Annotated in this window: 14 protein-coding genes; 6 read left to right on the forward strand and 8 right to left on the reverse strand. The window is 45.3% G+C overall.

Translation table 11 applies throughout. From position 1 onward, the window contains the following. Positions 1-30 precede the first annotated feature (30 nt). From WS42_RS01250 to WS42_RS01285, 8 genes are all read right to left on the reverse strand, one after another. Positions 31-1,512, reverse strand: a complete 1,482-nt coding sequence (locus WS42_RS01250; RefSeq protein WP_046450658.1) for an FtsW/RodA/SpoVE family cell cycle protein — start codon at positions 1,510-1,512, stop codon at positions 31-33. A gap of 33 nt (positions 1,513-1,545) precedes the next feature. Then, a complete protein-coding gene (murD, locus tag WS42_RS01255) occupies positions 1,546-2,895 on the reverse strand; it encodes a UDP-N-acetylmuramoyl-L-alanine--D-glutamate ligase (RefSeq protein ID WP_013611607.1) in 1,350 nt (449 codons plus the stop codon). A gap of 120 nt (positions 2,896-3,015) precedes the next feature. After that, on the reverse strand, positions 3,016-4,266 hold the full coding sequence (mraY, locus tag WS42_RS01260) for a phospho-N-acetylmuramoyl-pentapeptide-transferase (RefSeq protein WP_013611608.1): 1,251 nt from the start codon (positions 4,264-4,266) through the stop codon (positions 3,016-3,018). A 19-nt stretch (positions 4,267-4,285) separates the two neighbouring features. Then, the gene (locus WS42_RS01265) at positions 4,286-5,749 is read right to left on the reverse strand and encodes a UDP-N-acetylmuramoyl-L-alanyl-D-glutamate--2,6-diaminopimelate ligase (RefSeq protein ID WP_046450659.1); all 1,464 of its coding nucleotides are present in this window, start codon (positions 5,747-5,749) and stop codon (positions 4,286-4,288) included. A gap of 35 nt (positions 5,750-5,784) precedes the next feature. Beyond that, positions 5,785-7,890, reverse strand: coding sequence for a PASTA domain-containing penicillin-binding protein (locus WS42_RS01270; RefSeq protein WP_041557237.1), 2,106 nt, complete (start codon positions 7,888-7,890; stop codon positions 5,785-5,787). Between the two features lie 5 nt (positions 7,891-7,895). Next, positions 7,896-8,276 (reverse strand): FtsL-like putative cell division protein, encoded by a 381-nt coding sequence (locus WS42_RS01275; protein ID WP_013611611.1) that lies wholly within the window; start codon positions 8,274-8,276, stop codon positions 7,896-7,898. 18 nt (positions 8,277-8,294) lie between these two features. Then, complete coding sequence (gene rsmH / locus WS42_RS01280; protein ID WP_046450660.1) at positions 8,295-9,203, reverse strand: 16S rRNA (cytosine(1402)-N(4))-methyltransferase RsmH; 909 nt, start codon at positions 9,201-9,203, stop codon at positions 8,295-8,297. 12 nt (positions 9,204-9,215) lie between these two features. Further along, the gene (locus WS42_RS01285; protein WP_013611613.1) at positions 9,216-9,662 is read right to left on the reverse strand and encodes a division/cell wall cluster transcriptional repressor MraZ; all 447 of its coding nucleotides are present in this window, start codon (positions 9,660-9,662) and stop codon (positions 9,216-9,218) included. A 467-nt stretch (positions 9,663-10,129) separates the two neighbouring features. Between WS42_RS01285 and WS42_RS01290 the strand changes: the two genes are divergently transcribed. From WS42_RS01290 to WS42_RS01315, 6 genes are all read left to right on the forward strand, one after another. Then, positions 10,130-10,708, forward strand: coding sequence for a hypothetical protein (locus tag WS42_RS01290; protein WP_022159449.1), 579 nt, complete (start codon positions 10,130-10,132; stop codon positions 10,706-10,708). Positions 10,709-10,719: 11 nt separating this feature from the next. Beyond that, positions 10,720-11,169 (forward strand): SsrA-binding protein SmpB, encoded by a 450-nt coding sequence (gene smpB / locus WS42_RS01295; RefSeq protein WP_013611625.1) that lies wholly within the window; start codon positions 10,720-10,722, stop codon positions 11,167-11,169. A gap of 175 nt (positions 11,170-11,344) precedes the next feature. Then, the gene (locus WS42_RS01300; RefSeq protein ID WP_013611626.1) at positions 11,345-11,851 is read left to right on the forward strand and encodes a TlpA family protein disulfide reductase; all 507 of its coding nucleotides are present in this window, start codon (positions 11,345-11,347) and stop codon (positions 11,849-11,851) included. A gap of 249 nt (positions 11,852-12,100) precedes the next feature. Next, the gene (locus WS42_RS01305) at positions 12,101-13,408 is read left to right on the forward strand and encodes an acetyl-CoA hydrolase/transferase family protein (protein ID WP_013611627.1); all 1,308 of its coding nucleotides are present in this window, start codon (positions 12,101-12,103) and stop codon (positions 13,406-13,408) included. 101 nt (positions 13,409-13,509) lie between these two features. Continuing rightward, entirely contained in the window at positions 13,510-14,862 is a 1,353-nt protein-coding gene (locus WS42_RS01310; RefSeq protein WP_041557241.1) for a deoxyguanosinetriphosphate triphosphohydrolase, read from the forward strand. A 141-nt stretch (positions 14,863-15,003) separates the two neighbouring features. Next, positions 15,004-15,401, forward strand: a 398-nt coding sequence (locus tag WS42_RS01315) for a transposase (RefSeq protein WP_286728061.1), incomplete at its 3' end; no start/stop codon positions are given.

A 15,401-nucleotide genomic window follows, 5' to 3' on the forward strand; every position in this document is an offset into this window, starting at 1 on the left:
GTATATAACTTAAATTTATAAACTTCCAATTTATCTTCCCCTTCGCTTCAGCTCATTCAATACTTCCCGGCCTTCACTTTCCAGCTCGTCCCTGATCTCTCCGATTCCTTCCTCACCGAGAATATCGAAATCCCGATCTTCGTCGTACTCTGCCGGTTTTCTCCCCCGCCGTCTTCCTGTCGGAGGCGTTACGGTCCGGGGTTGCATCTCCGGCAATTCCCCATCTTCCACTTCATCGACCAGCACTTCCTCGGGTTCGTATTCTTCCCGTCTGTTCTTCCGCCCCTGTTTTTCACTTTTCATCTTCAGCCGTTCGCTCTCTTCCTTTTCACCCTCCGGTGAAAAGGTATGGGCAATACTGAGAATCACACCGAAAGCTGCACTGGTAAACAAAAGCGACGTACCTCCCATACTCACCAAAGGCAAGGTCTGTCCGGTCACCGGTAATAACCCCACACAGACTCCCATATTGATCATTGCCTGTAAAACGATCGTCAACCCTAAACCGACAACCAGCAAAGCCGGAAAAATATCCGGCATACCCCGATCATTCAACACTTCCTTCCTCATGCTCTTTCGCCCGATCACTCCTACCCGGAACAAAATCACCGCATACAGCAACATGATGAAAGCACCGCCTCCCAATCCGTATTCTTCAATCACAATAGCATAAATAAAATCGGAATAAGGGTGAGGCAAAAAATTACGCTGCGTACTGTTACCGGGTCCGCTCCCCATCAATCCCCCCTTAGCCACCGCAATACGAGCCTGTACCGACTGATAGGAATAACCGTCTCCATCCTCTCCGCCTTTGGCAAAATCTGTAATACGGTTAACCATCGTACCGATCCGTCCCCATTTTTGCACCTGAGGTATATAAATTCCCAGAATCAACACCAAAGCAATCGCCGCCAAAGCGGTTCCCAAGGTCATCGCCAACAACCGCCAGCGCATCCGGGCTATCATAAACAGGATAAAACATACTGCCCCGATCAAAGCCGAGGTAGAGAAATTATCCATAAAAATCAACAAAATCACCGGTCCCACAAAAAGCAGAAACTTCTGTAAAACACTATCGTCACAATGCGTGTCGGTCTGAGCCTCGGACAAAATCCGGGCTGTAAACATCATGATAGCGATTTTCGCCAGCTCGGAAGGCTGAAAAGTAAGACCGATCAAAGGCAAACGGATCCATCGCCCGGCTCCGTTGATATTCGTACCCCCAAAGGCTGCACAAACCAATAAAATCATAGATACGAACAACAACACTCCGGCATATTTATAAAAATACCGGTAATGAATCGACTGTACGATAAACATCACTCCAAAACAGCCTCCGATCAAAAATAATTGCTTGATCAGATAGAAAAACGTATTCCCCGCCTTCTCGTTATAAGCCAGACGTCCTGTAGAGGAATACACCACCATGACAGAAGCGATCATCAGCATGATAACGATATACCAGAGAATCTTATCTCCCTTAAATGCTATTTTTTCTTTCCAGTCGTTCATTTCAATCGAATCCAGATTTCAGTTCACAATTTCCTACAGCTCTTTTACGGCAGCTTTAAAAAGTTCGCCGCGGTTTTCGTAATTTTTAAACAGATCGAAGCTGGCACAACAGGGAGAAAGCAGAACCGTATCTCCTTCCACCGCATACTGCCGGGCAGCTGCCAGCGCATCTTTCAAACTATGTGTATCGACTACCTGACAAATTCCGGAAAAATTATCGATCAATTTCCGGTTATCCACGCCCATACAAATCAACACTTTGACTTTTTGACGTACCAGATCGAACAAGACACTGTAATCATTTCCTTTATCCGTACCTCCGGCAATCCAAATCACCGGAGTAGTCATACTATCCAAGGCATACCAGGCAGAATCGACATTGGTGGCTTTCGAGTCGTTGATATAAGTCACCCCCTCCACAACCCGTACGGTTTCGAGCCGATGTTCCACCTGCGGGAAGGTCCGCAATCCTTCAGCGATTTTTTCGTCCGAAACACCGACCTGCATACAAGCCAGAATCGCAGCCATCGCATTATAGACATTGTGTCTCCCCTGAATACTGATCTCCTGTTTGGCGATCCGGAACTGCCGGTTTTCCAACTGCACGACCACCTCTTCTCCTTCCATCCAGGCACCGCTTCGACATGTATTTTTCTCCCATATACTCCGGTCAGCATAAATAAATCCGGCCATCCGGGGTACAACTCTCACCTGCCGGAGTCTATGCCCTACCGCCTCGCTATCCAAACCGTAAATAAACAAATCCTGAGGACGCATATTATTCAGTATCCGGAACTTCGAATCGATATAATTTTCGAATTTATGGTCGTACCGATCCAAATGATCCGGGGTTATATTCGTCAGAACGGCAATATCCGCCCGGAAATCAAACATCCCGTCGAGCTGAAAACTCGAAAGCTCGACGACATACAGCGGATGTGCATCCTCTGCCACCTGTGCAGCCAGACTACGCCCCACATTTCCGGCTAATCCGGCATCGATCCCCGCTGTAGTCAAAATATGACAAGTCAGCAAGGTAGTCGTCGTTTTCCCATTGCTCCCGGTAATACACACCATTTTCGCCTCCGTATGCCTGCCGGCAAATTCGATTTCCGAAATCACCTCGATCCCCCTTTCGCGCAGAGCTACGACCATCGGCACCGTATCGGGAATCCCAGGACTCTTTACCACCAATTCAGCAGCAAAAATCCGATCCATCGAGTGCTGCCCTTCTTCAAACGCAATCCGGTGTGTAATCAATTCGTCCCGATAAGATTCAGCCAATTTTCCCTTATCCGACAAAAATACTTCATATCCTAAATGACGGCCCAACAAGGCTGCACCGACCCCACTTTCTCCCCCTCCTAAAACCACCAATTTCATAAACTTCAATTTTTATATTTATTTTCCTCCCTTTCTTTCCCCTCCTTCTATCCCATAACTTCCAGCCTTCAGCTTATAGCTTATCGCTTTTAGCCTTTTAGCCTTTCAGCCTTTTACTTTCTACCTTATCTTCAGCGTCACAATCGTCACCACCGCCAGAATAATACCTATAATCCAAAAGCGGGTAACAATCTTAGGTTCGGGTATACCTTTCTTTTGGAAATGATGATGTAGAGGTGCCATCAAAAAAATCCTTCTTCCTTCTCCGAATTTCCTTTTCGTATATTTAAAATAACTGACCTGCATCACGACAGACAGATTCTCCATCAGGAAAATCCCGCACAAAGCCGGTATCAATAATTCTTTATGAATGATAATAGCGAAAACGGCAATGATCCCTCCCAATGCCAGACTTCCGGTATCCCCCATAAACACCTGGGCCGGATAAGAGTTATACCACAAAAACCCGATCGTCGCTCCGATAAAGGCAGAACCGAATACCACCAATTCTCCGGAATGCGGAATGTACATGATATTCAGATAATCGGCATAGACCATATTCCCCGACACATAGGCCAGGATTCCCAGCGTCGCTCCGATAATCGCCGACGTTCCGGTAGCCAGACCATCCAGACCATCGGTCAGATTCGCCCCATTCGACACAGCTGTAATGATAAAAATAGTAACCAAAACAAACAACAGCCACCCCAGCTCGTCGGCATATTTTCCCGCAAAAGAAGTAAACCAGGCATAATCGAACTCGTTATCTTTAAAAAAAGGAATAGTTGTTTTTGTCGATTTGATATCTTTCGTACGGACCTGCTGGGTACCCTCGGCAGAAAATCCTTCATCCACCGTACTGGTCACCACACCGATTTCACTCACCGCAGCCCTCTCCCGGATGACGACCTCATCATTCATATAGAGGGTCAGTCCGACAATCAATCCGAGCCCTACTTGTCCGATCACTTTGAAACGGCCTTTCAACCCTTCCTTATGCTTCCGGAATACTTTGATATAGTCATCGGCGAAACCGATCAATCCCAACCATATTGTCGAAATAATCATCAGTTGGATATAGACATTATCCAAACGGGCGAACAAAAGTACCGGAATCAGGATAGCCAGTAAAATAATGATCCCCCCCATCGTCGGCGTTCCTTTCTTCTCCATCTGGCCCTGCAAACCCAAATCACGGATTTCCTCCCCGATCTGCTGTCTCTGCAGCATCCGGATCACTCTTTTCCCCACCACGGTGGCAATGATCAAGGACAAAATAATAGCACAGGCCGAGCGAAAAGTGATGTATTGAAACACCCCGGCTCCCGGAAAATCAAAACTCTCTAAATATTGAAATAAATGATACAACATTACGTTTAAAAGTTAGGAATTAGCGATTAGAGAGATCAAAAATCTCCCGGATAACTTCCTTATCGTCGAAGTGGTGTTTTACTCCTTTCACTTCCTGATAATTTTCATGTCCTTTACCGGCAACCAATATGATGTCTCCTTTTGAAGCCATACCAATCGCTTTCCGGATAGCCTCTTTCCGGTCGGTAATGGCTTCTACCCGGTACTGAAATCCTTCTTTCACTCCGGTCAGCATATCACGGATGATCTGTTCGGGATCTTCACTCCGCGGATTATCGGAAGTGAGGATGACATGATCACTATAACGGCAAGCTGCATCAGCCATCTCCGGACGTTTGGTCTTATCGCGGTCGCCTCCGGCTCCCACAACGGTAATCACCTGATTATCTCTGCCCTTCAATCCGCAAATCGTCGACAATACATTCTCTACAGCATCCGGAGTATGGGCATAATCGACCACCGCCATCACTCCTTCGGTCGAAATCAAAGTTTCGAAACGTCCGGACACCGGCACCAGCAAACTCACATATTCCAATACGTTCTCTTTCGTGAACCCCAACAAACGGGCAGCAGCATATACTGCTAACAGATTGTAAGCGTTGAAATCACCGGTAAACTTGGTCCATACCTCCTCTCCGTCGAGCCGGAGCAAGGTTCCGTCCAGATGTTTCTCGATCACTTTAGCTGTAAAATCAGCCATCGTCCGGCAAGAATAGGTATATCGGTGTGCTCTGGTATTCTGCAACATCACCAGGCCATTTTTATCATCAGCATTGGTCAAAGCAAAAGCATGGGCCGGTAAACGGTCGAAAAAAGCTTTCTTCGCTTCGATATAAGCCTTGAATGTTTTATGATAATCCAGATGATCGTGCGTAATATTGGAAAAAATAGCCCCGTCGAAATCCAGACCGGCAATCCTTTTCTGATGGATCGCATGCGAACTGGCTTCCATAAAACAATACCGGCATCCGGCATCTACCATCCGCCGTAATAATTCCTGGATAGACAGCGCATCCGGAGTTGTATGTGTCGCCGGAATCTTTTCCTCTCCGATATAGTTACATACCGTCGACAACAGTCCGGCCTTTTCTCCGGCCAATCGAACCAGTTCGTACAACAAGGTTGCCGTCGTCGTCTTTCCGTTTGTCCCCGTCACCCCGACCAGTTTCAGTTCCCGGGAAGGATTATCCCAGTAATTCCCGGCCATTACCCCCAAAGCTTCGGAGGTATCTGCAGTCCATATATAAGTTACCTCTTCCGGTCTGTTTTCCGGCAATTTTTCACACACTACCGCAACAGCCCCGCGGGTCAACGCTTTGTCGATAAAAGCATGTCCGTCCGCATTGACTCCTCTCTGAGCGATAAACACATCCCCCGGTTCGATTTTGCGTGAATCGAAATGTATATGTCCGATCTCCCGGTCGGTATCCCCATATACTTTTCCGACATTTACTCCGTTTAATAATTCCTTTAATTTCTTCATCTCTTTGTGCAGCCCTGGCCGCGTTATTTAATCTCTTATCTTAATTCAATCCGGATATAAGACCCTTTGGGAACTTCCGCCCCGGGTTGGAGCGATTGCCGCTGTACCATTCCGGCACCGGAAAAATCGACTTTCAAACCGGAATTTTCCAATACGTACAGTGCATCCCTCAAACCCATCCCCTTCACATTCGGCACCGATGAATAGGAAATCCGCCGGGGTTTGATCACGATATTTTCCCCTTCGTTGCTGGCCGTGACCACCCAATCGGCACCATCCGCATCCCTCACCCCGTCTATATCCATATCCAATTCATCGAAAATAGTTCTAAAATCTTCTTTCAGGCCATTTTTACATACCGGCAAAGTTTTATCCGCTTCATATTCGGGTTTACCGTATTGTACGTATGCCATAGAGTAAACCTTATCGGCAATTTCCCGGAAAACCGGAGCCGATACAGTCGTGGCATAATAACCGTTCGTCGGATTATCGATCACGACAATACAGGAATACAAAGGCCGTTCGGCAGGGAAATATCCCACGAAGCTCGCCCGGTAACGTCCACCTCCATATCCGCTCGACCCGCTTGCCAAACGGGCTGTACCCGTTTTACCGGCGATCCGGTATTTAGGCGTATAAATATTCCGGGCCGTACCGTTTTCGACGACTCCTTCCAACATATCTTTTACCTCGTTCAACGTCTTCCGGCTACAAATCCTTCCCCCGACTTCCTCCGGCTCGAAGGATTCCACTACCTCTCCCCGGTTCCGGATCTCTTTTACCAGGCGCGGACGCATCCGCTGACCGTCATTGGCTATGGCATTATAAAAAGCCAGAATCTGCAGAGGAGTAACTTTTAATTCATACCCGATACTCATCCAGGGCAAACTGATACCGCTCCAGCTTTTATCTTTGGGATATTTGATATAAGGCTCTATCTCTCCCGGCAGACAAATACCGGTTTTCTTATCCAACCCCATAGCATACCAGCGGTTTACAAATTTCTCCGGCCGGTCTTTATAATGATCATACACCAATTTCGCAATACCGTTCGACGATTTTTCCATTATCTGTTTTACCGTCACTTTCCCTAAACCATCATGCGATTCGGTCAGATAACGGTCATAAAATTTATATCTCCCTGAAGTACCCAGGTCGATCGTATCGTAAGGAGTGACACACCCGTCCTCCAGCAAGGCGATCATAGTCGCTGCTTTGATTACAGATCCCGGTTCACCGGCACCACTGATAGCAAAATTCTGGTTTTCGATATATACCCCGTCCTTTCTGGCCAGGTTGGCGATTGCTTTGATATCCCCGGTTTTCACTTCCATCAGGATAGCCGTACCGTGTGTCGCCTCGCTTTTCTCCATCTGTTTTTTCAGGGCATGCTGCACGATATCCTGATAATCCACATCTATCGTGGTCACGACATCGTGTCCATCTACCGGTTCCTTACGGGTAATGACCATCCAGGTCCCCGACATCATCCGCTTGATCCCCTGTCCGCATTCACCCTTCAACTGGTTTTCAAAAGTAGCTTCCAGTCCTACCCGTCCTTCCCTTTCCCCGGTCTCCGATTCGTTCAGATAACCGATCGTCCGGCCGGCTAAATTCACATGGGGCTGTAATCTTTCGTCATTGACTATAGCCTGAAAACCACCTTTATTCTTTCCCAGACGGAAAATCGGGAATTGACGGATTTGTTTCAACTCCTTATGATTCACTTTACGTTTATTGATCAGCAAATAACGGTCGGGACGAGGTTTCCGATTGCGGGCACCCACCAGCTTATCTTTATAAAAAGCCTTACTTCCATCCTTAAAGAACCGGGATAAACACAAAGCCAGACTATCCACTTCAGCATCGAACACTTTCTTATTCACTGCAATAGGATCGAAACGGAGTTCATAAAAAGGAACCGAGGTCGCCAGAATCCGACCGTCGGCTGCCCAGATATCTCCCCGGTTGGGTTCTATTTTGACAGGCTGCACCGGCACATTTGCCGACGCCATCTTCCGCCACTTTTCCCCTTCCACAGTCATCACTGCACAAGCTTTAGCCAGAATCAGACAACCGAACAGTACGATAAACACATAAACAATTATGGTTCTCCACGTTATGTCATCCTTTATTGCCATTTCGATCACCGATACAATTTTACCGGAGGTTCTTTACTCTCCTCCAATGCTAATCCTTCATTTTTTATCCGTTTGATAATCTCCGATTGCTTGCGCATCAACATCAAATCCGCTGCTGCAGAAATCGACTCGAAACGCAGATCGGTTACTTCCTTTTCCAGAAGAACCCTCTCCCGATGCAGCTTTTCAGTAGAATATCCATTGGATATATACCAAATCCCTAAAAAAGTAGCAAAAAGCACAAACCGGATATTCTGCCGCAGTTTTTCTGCGAGCAGACTTCCCTCCAATACACTTTTCACCGAGGACGCCGTTTTGGCCTCCTCTTGCCTCTTCTCCTCCACCGGCACATCTTCCGTTACCTTTTTTCTACTAAAAACTCCCATCTCTTTCCTTATTGTCTCTTAATCCTTCTTTCTCGCAATCCGAAGCTTTGCACTCCTGGCCCGCGGATTACGCACGATTTCCTCTTCCGAGGGAACGATCACTTTCCGGTTGACCAATTCAAAGTTATGGTGTACATGACCGAACACCAGATCCTTTTCCAATTTACCTTCCGCATTCCCGGCCTTCAAAAAATTCTTCACAATCCGATCTTCCAGAGAATGATAGGTAATAATCACCAATCTGCCCCCCGGCTTCAATACCTCCATCGCCTGTTGCATCATCTCCTCCAAAGCTTCCAGCTCCCCGTTCACTTCTATCCGTAAAGCCTGATAGACTTTTGCCAGATATTTTTTTTCTTTCAACTTCGGAATACAAGGCAAAATAATCTGATAAAACGCCTCGGAAGTTTTTATTTCCTGATTTGCCCGGGCTTTCACGATCAAATCCACCAACCTCCGGGCATTCTCCACCTCCCCGTAATTCCTGAAAATAGCGGCCAACTGTTCTGCATCGTAGGTATTCAGCACGGTAGCGGCTGTCAGCTTACTCCGTTGGTTCATCCTCATATCCAATTCCGCTTCGAACCGGAACGAAAATCCCCGGCCGGCTTCATCGAATTCATGAGAAGATACCCCCAAATCCGCCAGAATGCCATCCGCTTCTTCATACCCATAATAGCGCATAAAATTACGCAAATATCTGAAATTATGATTCACAAAAATAAAACGATCATCTTCCGGCACATTAGCCAAAGCATCCTCATCCTGATCGAACCCCAGCAAACATCCCTCTGCATCCAATCGTTTCAATATCTCCCCGGAATGTCCTCCCCCCCCGAAGGTCAGATCCAGATACACACCTCCCTGCCGGATATCCAATCCATCGACAGACTCTTTCAGCAAAACCGGTACATGATATTCGGACATATCTATCGTATATTAGTTTTTAAAAATTTCTTCCGCCATCATCCCTAACTCTTCTCCACTAATCGCCACCTCCTCATACACCCTGGCATCCCACACCTGTATCATCGAATCCTGCGCAGCCAACACCATTTCCTTATCGATTCCGATCTCATCCAGCATCTTCCGGGGTAGTAAAATCCGGCCATTGGTATCCATCTCTACCTCCTGCGTTCCCCGACAAAACTCCCTAAAAAAAGCCGCATGTTTAGGATCGAACAAATTCAGACGGGCACGTACCCCTGCAATCATATTTTCCCATTCCTGCAAAGGATACATATCGATGCACTTCCCGAAGACATTTTTCCGCAAAACAAAAAACGTCTGTTGCGAAGCCACCATCACTCTCCGGAAAGAGGCAGGCACCACAACCCGACATTTGCTATCAGCTTTACAGGTATAATCTCCGATAAATGAAGCCATCGTATTACCAATTAATTCTATAACAACTTATTACAAACATACACTACTCCCGAAAACAAGAGGTGGATTTGTGATGTAAAGTTAGGAAATATTTCCCACTTTAAACCACTTTATCCCACTTTTTTATTAAAAATAACGTATTCCCAAGCGGAACAAGGGATACATGTATTTGGCAACACCCGTACCCCGATTTTTAATCAGAGAACGGATAAGCCTTTCGAAGGCTATGCTTTCCCTAAGGTTCCTCCATACATCAGCTACTATAAAATCAATTTAAACCTATATTAAAACCAATTTATCTAACGTTTAATATGGATTTGATGTGGATTTAACCTGGATTTAATCTGAATTTGAAGATACGAATCCCAGGCGCATCCCTTAGGCATCCCTAGCTTTGTCTTCCCCGGACAAAGTATCTTCAAAAATTCCTGTTGTTTTTCAGGAAAAATTAGATATTTTTGTCTGGCATGAAAAATATTAATTTCAAATATCTATACCGACGCACCGAACAATTGCTGATGGTTCCGGAGACTGTATGGCCGGAAGCCCTGAACGAAACTAATTCCGGAAAGGAATTGTATCGGAATTATCTGATTCCCATTACTATGGTTATCTCGATAATGGTTCTGTTGATCAATTTGATCAATTATAATTTTTGGCAAGCTACCGGTCTGACAATCATTAATCTGATAGCAATGCTCATCGGTAACTGGTTCGCCTATCTGATTACACGGGAATATTTGTGCCGGAAACTCTCTTTCGATACGAACCTGGCCTTAAATCTGACCGTATACAGTGGAGTGATTTTCATTATTTTTCATAGTATTGGAAATGCTCTGGGAAATATTTTTCTAGGCCAACTTTTTACGTTGCTCAGTTTTACTTTTATACGGACGCTTTACAAAGGACTTGGCCAAATCCCCCGATTGCATCCGGGCCAGAAAACCAATATTCTCGTCATCAGTTCACTGGCGATTATTTGTATTCCAGTCATTATCAATCAACTTTTGATGATCATCTTTGGAATTTCTGCTTTCAATATTTAATTTTTCAGTTTATGCCTAACGAAGTCAATATACGAAACAAACGAGCCTCCTTCGACTACGAATTTCTCGAAGAATATAATGCCGGCATCGTACTTACCGGTACCGAAATTAAATCTATCCGGGCCGGGAAAGCCAGTCTGGTAGATTCCTACTGCTTTTTTAACCGGGGAGAGTTGTGGGTAAAAGGGATGCATATCGCCGAATACAAACTAGGGACTTATTACAATCACGAAGAAAAACGGGAACGAAAACTACTGCTCACTCACAAAGAGCTGATCAAACTGCAACGTAAAGTGAAAGAATCCGGCCTGACCATCGTACCGGTGAAAGTTTTCCTCAACGAAAAAGGATACGCCAAACTCCGGATCGCCCTGGCTAAAGGCAAAAAGGAATTCGACAAACGGGAAAGCCTGAAACTGAAAGATGCCAAGAAAGATATGGAGAGGGCGATGAAAAGGTAAAAGGCTAAAAGCTATAGGCTAAAGGCTGTAGGCTAAAAGCTATAGGCTAAAGGTTATTCGAGGAGATAAAAGAGAGAGGTTAAAAAGTGGGGAGATAGAAGTTGAGAGAAAGGGCTGTAACCGTTATAACTGAAAAAACAAAGGATAGACTTGAATACTAAAATTCTGATAAACAATGAAAAACACAATTATTTTACTGACCATGCTATTATTCAGCGGTATTGGATTTGCACAGGAAAGCAACAACGGCAAACAGTTGTGGGCAAAATCTTTTCTGAACGAAAAGGCACCGGAACTAACCGTAGAAACCTGGATTTCTAAAAAACCCGATACTGAGGGAAAATTCGTCATCATCGACTTTTGGGCTACCTGGTGTGGCCCCTGCCGGAAAGCAATTCCCGAGCTCAACGAGATTGCCAAAGAATTTTCGAAAGATGTCGTCGTTATCGGCATTTCGGACGAACCGGTAGAAAAGATTAAAGCGATGAAAGAACCCGTTATCGAATATTATTACGGAGTAGATACTAAAAAAACAATGGACAAAATCCTGGAAATCAAAGGTATTCCCCATGTCATCATCATCGATCCGAAAGGTATTGTCCGCTGGGAAGGTTTTCCTCTGCTCGAAAATCATAAATTAACCCCCGAAGTCGTTAAAAACCTGATCGAAAAATACAAGTAAACTAAAAAGGACGATTCTATACTTTACAGATAGAGTTGTCCTTTTTCACCATACTATTGATTATATATATCCGATCCGCAAACCATTACAGCAGTTTTGTCCGGTATTCTCCCCTATAATTTTATTACGCAACAAATTCTACACACAATTTACTCCCACTTTTTACCTTTTACCTTTTACTTTTTACTTTTTATTGCCTACCTTCGCATCGTTTGTGAGTGAAAGATTTTAATCTAATATAACAACATTATGGTTCAAGGTATAAAAACAGTATCATTTGAAGAAGCTGTCAAAGTGGTGAAATCGGGCGACCGGATTCATATTCACAGTGTAGCTTGTGCACCTCAGGGTTTGATCCAGGCTTTGTGTGCCCGCGGACGTGCCGGAGAGCTGAAAAACATTAAATTGCAACATCTTCATACGGAAGGCGCTGCTCCTTATGCAGAGCAGGAATTCGAAGGTGTATTCCAGCTGGAATCGTATTTTGTCGGCCACAACGTACGGAAAGCGACTCAGGACGGTTGGGCAGACTATATTCCGGTACACCTCAGTGAAACCCAGAAATTAATCCGTATGGGGATTACTCCGGTAGATGTGGCCATGATTCAGGTATGTCCTCCGGATAAACACGGCTATGTATCTATGGGTACTTCTGTAGATGCCACCCTGGCTGCCGTTCAAACGGCTAAAACAGTAATTGCGGTGATCAACCCTAACGTGCCGCGTGCCTGGGGAGATGCCATCATCAAATTATCCGATATCGATATCTTCTGCGAAGACAACACTCCGCTGATTGAAGCTAAACCGGCACAACCATCGGAACAGGATATTCAAATCGGTAAAAATTGTGCCGGCCTGATCGAAGACGGTGCTTGTCTTCAAATGGGAATCGGAGCTATTCCGAACGCCGTATTGTCACAGCTGGGTAACCACAAAAATCTGGGGATCCACACCGAAATGTTTGCCGATGGAGTATTACCTCTTTATTATAAAGGAGTAATCAACAACCTGAATAAAAAATACGATAAAGGGAAAATCGTTTCTACTTTCCTGATGGGTTCTAAAGCGGTATATGACTTTATCGACGACAACCCGGCAGTAGCTATGATGGACGTAGGCTATACCAACGATCCTTATATCATTGCCCAGCAACCGAAAATGACTGCCATCAACTCTGCACTTTCTATCGACCTCACCGGCCAGGTAAACGCCGACTCTCTGGGATGCAAATTCTACAGTGGTTGTGGAGGACAGTTGGACTTTATCCGGGGTGCAGCAGCCAGTGAAGGAGGTAAACCGATTATCGCCATGCCGGCTATCACAGCCAAAGGGATCAGTAAAATCAGTCCGACCCTGTTGAATGGCGCCGGAGTGGTGACCACCCGTTTCGATGTGCATTATGTCGTTACGGAATACGGGGTAGCCGACCTATATGGAAAAACCTTACAGGATCGCGCTAAAGCCTTGATCCGTATTGCTGCTCCTCAATGCCAGGAAGAACTGGACAAAGCTGCATTCGAACGCTTCGGAAGTCACTTCCACTTCATTACAAAATAAAAAGTAACCTTATACAAAGAGGCTGTCCCTAAAGTATAAACTTTTTGGACGTCTCTTTGTTTTTCAACCTATTATTCGATCTTATCTTCATTGCTTTACCTATGGATTGGAATCAACTTTTATCAGCCCATCGTTATCATCCGGGAAGTACCACTTCGTTGTTTCATTCGCACGACCGTTCGCAATTTCAACGGGATTACGACCGCCTGATATTTTCATCTCCTTTCCGTCGCTTACAGAATAAAACGCAGGTATTTCCCCTTCCGGGTAATATTTTTGTTCACAACCGTCTGACTCACAGCCTTGAAGTAGCTAGTGTAGGACGTTCGCTCGGAAATAAGGTCAGCCAATTCCTGAAACAACAGCAAGTAGAGATCGAAAATCCGGAAATTCTGGAAGAAATCGGAACCATTGTCAGCACCGGTTGCCTGGCCCACGACCTGGGGAACCCTCCTTTCGGCCACTCGGGCGAAGAAGCGATTTCCTATTTTTTCAGTGAAGGTGAAGGCCTGTATTTCAAAAAATTGCTTTCCGACGAAGAATGGAATGACCTAAGCCATTTCGAAGGTAATGCCAATACCTTCCGTCTCCTGACCCACAGCTTCAACGGACGCCGCCCGGGAGGCTATACCATGACCTATACCACCCTGGCTTCTATCGTCAAATACCCCTTCGAATCGACAAAAGCCAATCCCAAAGGATTCAAATACGGTTTTTTCCAGAGTGAAAAAGACATTTTCCGGCAGGTAGCCGGGGAACTGGGAATCCGCCAGCTCGGTGACCATCCGCTGCAATATGTACGCCATCCGCTGGTATACCTTGTCGAAGCCGCTGACGATATCTGTTACCAGATTATGGATATCGAAGACTCACATAAACTACGCATACTTTCTTATGACGAAACCGTCGCTATTCTGGAAAGCTTTTATGACAAAAATGAAGACAAAGAAGATCTGAAAATCATCACCAAAACTTTCAAGACGGTTACCGACAAAAATGAACGGATTGCTTTTTTGAGAGCCGGAATCATCAATAAGCTGATCAATGCCTGTGCCGACGTATTCTGCCAGAATTACGAAGCGATCATGAAGGGTGATTTCAACAGTACCCTGATCAAACAAGTCAGCGGAACGAACAAAGAAGCCTACGATGCCTGCACCGCCTTAGCTTACGGACGAATCTACCATACAAATATGGTAACCCAGATTCAAATTGCCGGTTTCAAAATACTCGGAACCATCCTCAAAGAATATACGGATGCAGTACTGAAACCGGAAACTTACTATGCCCGGAATATCTTATCGATCATGCCCGAACAATACAAGGTCAGTAAGGCAGATTCTATGTATACAAAGATTCAGACCGTAGTAGATTACGTCTCCGGCATGACCGACTCGTATGCCCTGAATCTCTATCGCAAAATCAAGGGGATCGATTTACCGGAGATTAAATAGGGACATTCAGTAAATACTATAAAATCAGCCAACTAATTCATACATAAAATGTTGCGAATTAGTTGGCTTTTTTGTATCTTTAGGTATTCCCCCGCAAATAAGGTTTGGAAGCCAAAACGGGGGAAATTTTCCAACAAAGATATGGCAAAAGTACAAAATATTTCAGAAATTCACCCTACTTTGGGCTTTACAGAATTTGATATTATAGAAAAATATCGCAAGAGTTTTCATGAGAGTGAGCTTGGCAGGCTTCATTCGGTGTTTCCGTTTGAGCGTATGGCAAAGACCATGGGCCTGTCAGAACAGCGACTGGGACGCAGGAACATCTTCAGTCCTTCGGCGAAGATCGCCCTTATGGTCCTGAAGGCGTACACCGGATTCTCTGACAGGCAGCTGGTGGAACATCTTAACGGGAACATACACTACCAGATGTTCTGCTGGATTATGATAAATCCGTCCTTTCCCATAACCAACTACAAGATAGTCAGTGCTATCCGCAATGAGATAGCGTCCCGTCTTGATGTTGATTCCCTCCAGGA

The organism is Odoribacter sp. N54.MGS-14, assembly GCF_000980295.1.
Lineage (GTDB): Bacteria > Bacteroidota > Bacteroidia > Bacteroidales > Marinifilaceae > Odoribacter > Odoribacter splanchnicus.

Bases quoted from the DNA above. Each gene is read 5' to 3' on its own strand.
- WS42_RS01305 (WP_013611627.1), top strand. From the start codon at position 12,101: ATGGTTCAAGGTATAAAAACAGTATCATTTGAAGAAGCTGTCAAAGTG.
- WS42_RS01265 (WP_046450659.1), bottom strand. From the start codon at position 5,749: ATGAAGAAATTAAAGGAATTATTAAACGGAGTAAATGTCGGAAAAGTA.
- WS42_RS01270 (WP_041557237.1), bottom strand. From the start codon at position 7,890: ATGGCAATAAAGGATGACATAACGTGGAGAACCATAATTGTTTATGTG.
- smpB (WP_013611625.1), top strand. From the start codon at position 10,720: ATGCCTAACGAAGTCAATATACGAAACAAACGAGCCTCCTTCGACTAC.
- WS42_RS01275 (WP_013611611.1), bottom strand. From the start codon at position 8,276: ATGGGAGTTTTTAGTAGAAAAAAGGTAACGGAAGATGTGCCGGTGGAG.
- WS42_RS01300 (WP_013611626.1), top strand. From the start codon at position 11,345: ATGAAAAACACAATTATTTTACTGACCATGCTATTATTCAGCGGTATT.
- mraY (WP_013611608.1), bottom strand. From the start codon at position 4,266: ATGTTGTATCATTTATTTCAATATTTAGAGAGTTTTGATTTTCCGGGA.
- WS42_RS01250 (WP_046450658.1), bottom strand. From the start codon at position 1,512: ATGAACGACTGGAAAGAAAAAATAGCATTTAAGGGAGATAAGATTCTC.
- WS42_RS01310 (WP_041557241.1), top strand. From the start codon at position 13,510: ATGGATTGGAATCAACTTTTATCAGCCCATCGTTATCATCCGGGAAGT.
- WS42_RS01285 (WP_013611613.1), bottom strand. From the start codon at position 9,662: ATGGCTTCATTTATCGGAGATTATACCTGTAAAGCTGATAGCAAATGT.
- rsmH (WP_046450660.1), bottom strand. From the start codon at position 9,203: ATGTCCGAATATCATGTACCGGTTTTGCTGAAAGAGTCTGTCGATGGA.
- murD (WP_013611607.1), bottom strand. From the start codon at position 2,895: ATGAAATTGGTGGTTTTAGGAGGGGGAGAAAGTGGGGTCGGTGCAGCC.
- WS42_RS01290 (WP_022159449.1), top strand. From the start codon at position 10,130: ATGAAAAATATTAATTTCAAATATCTATACCGACGCACCGAACAATTG.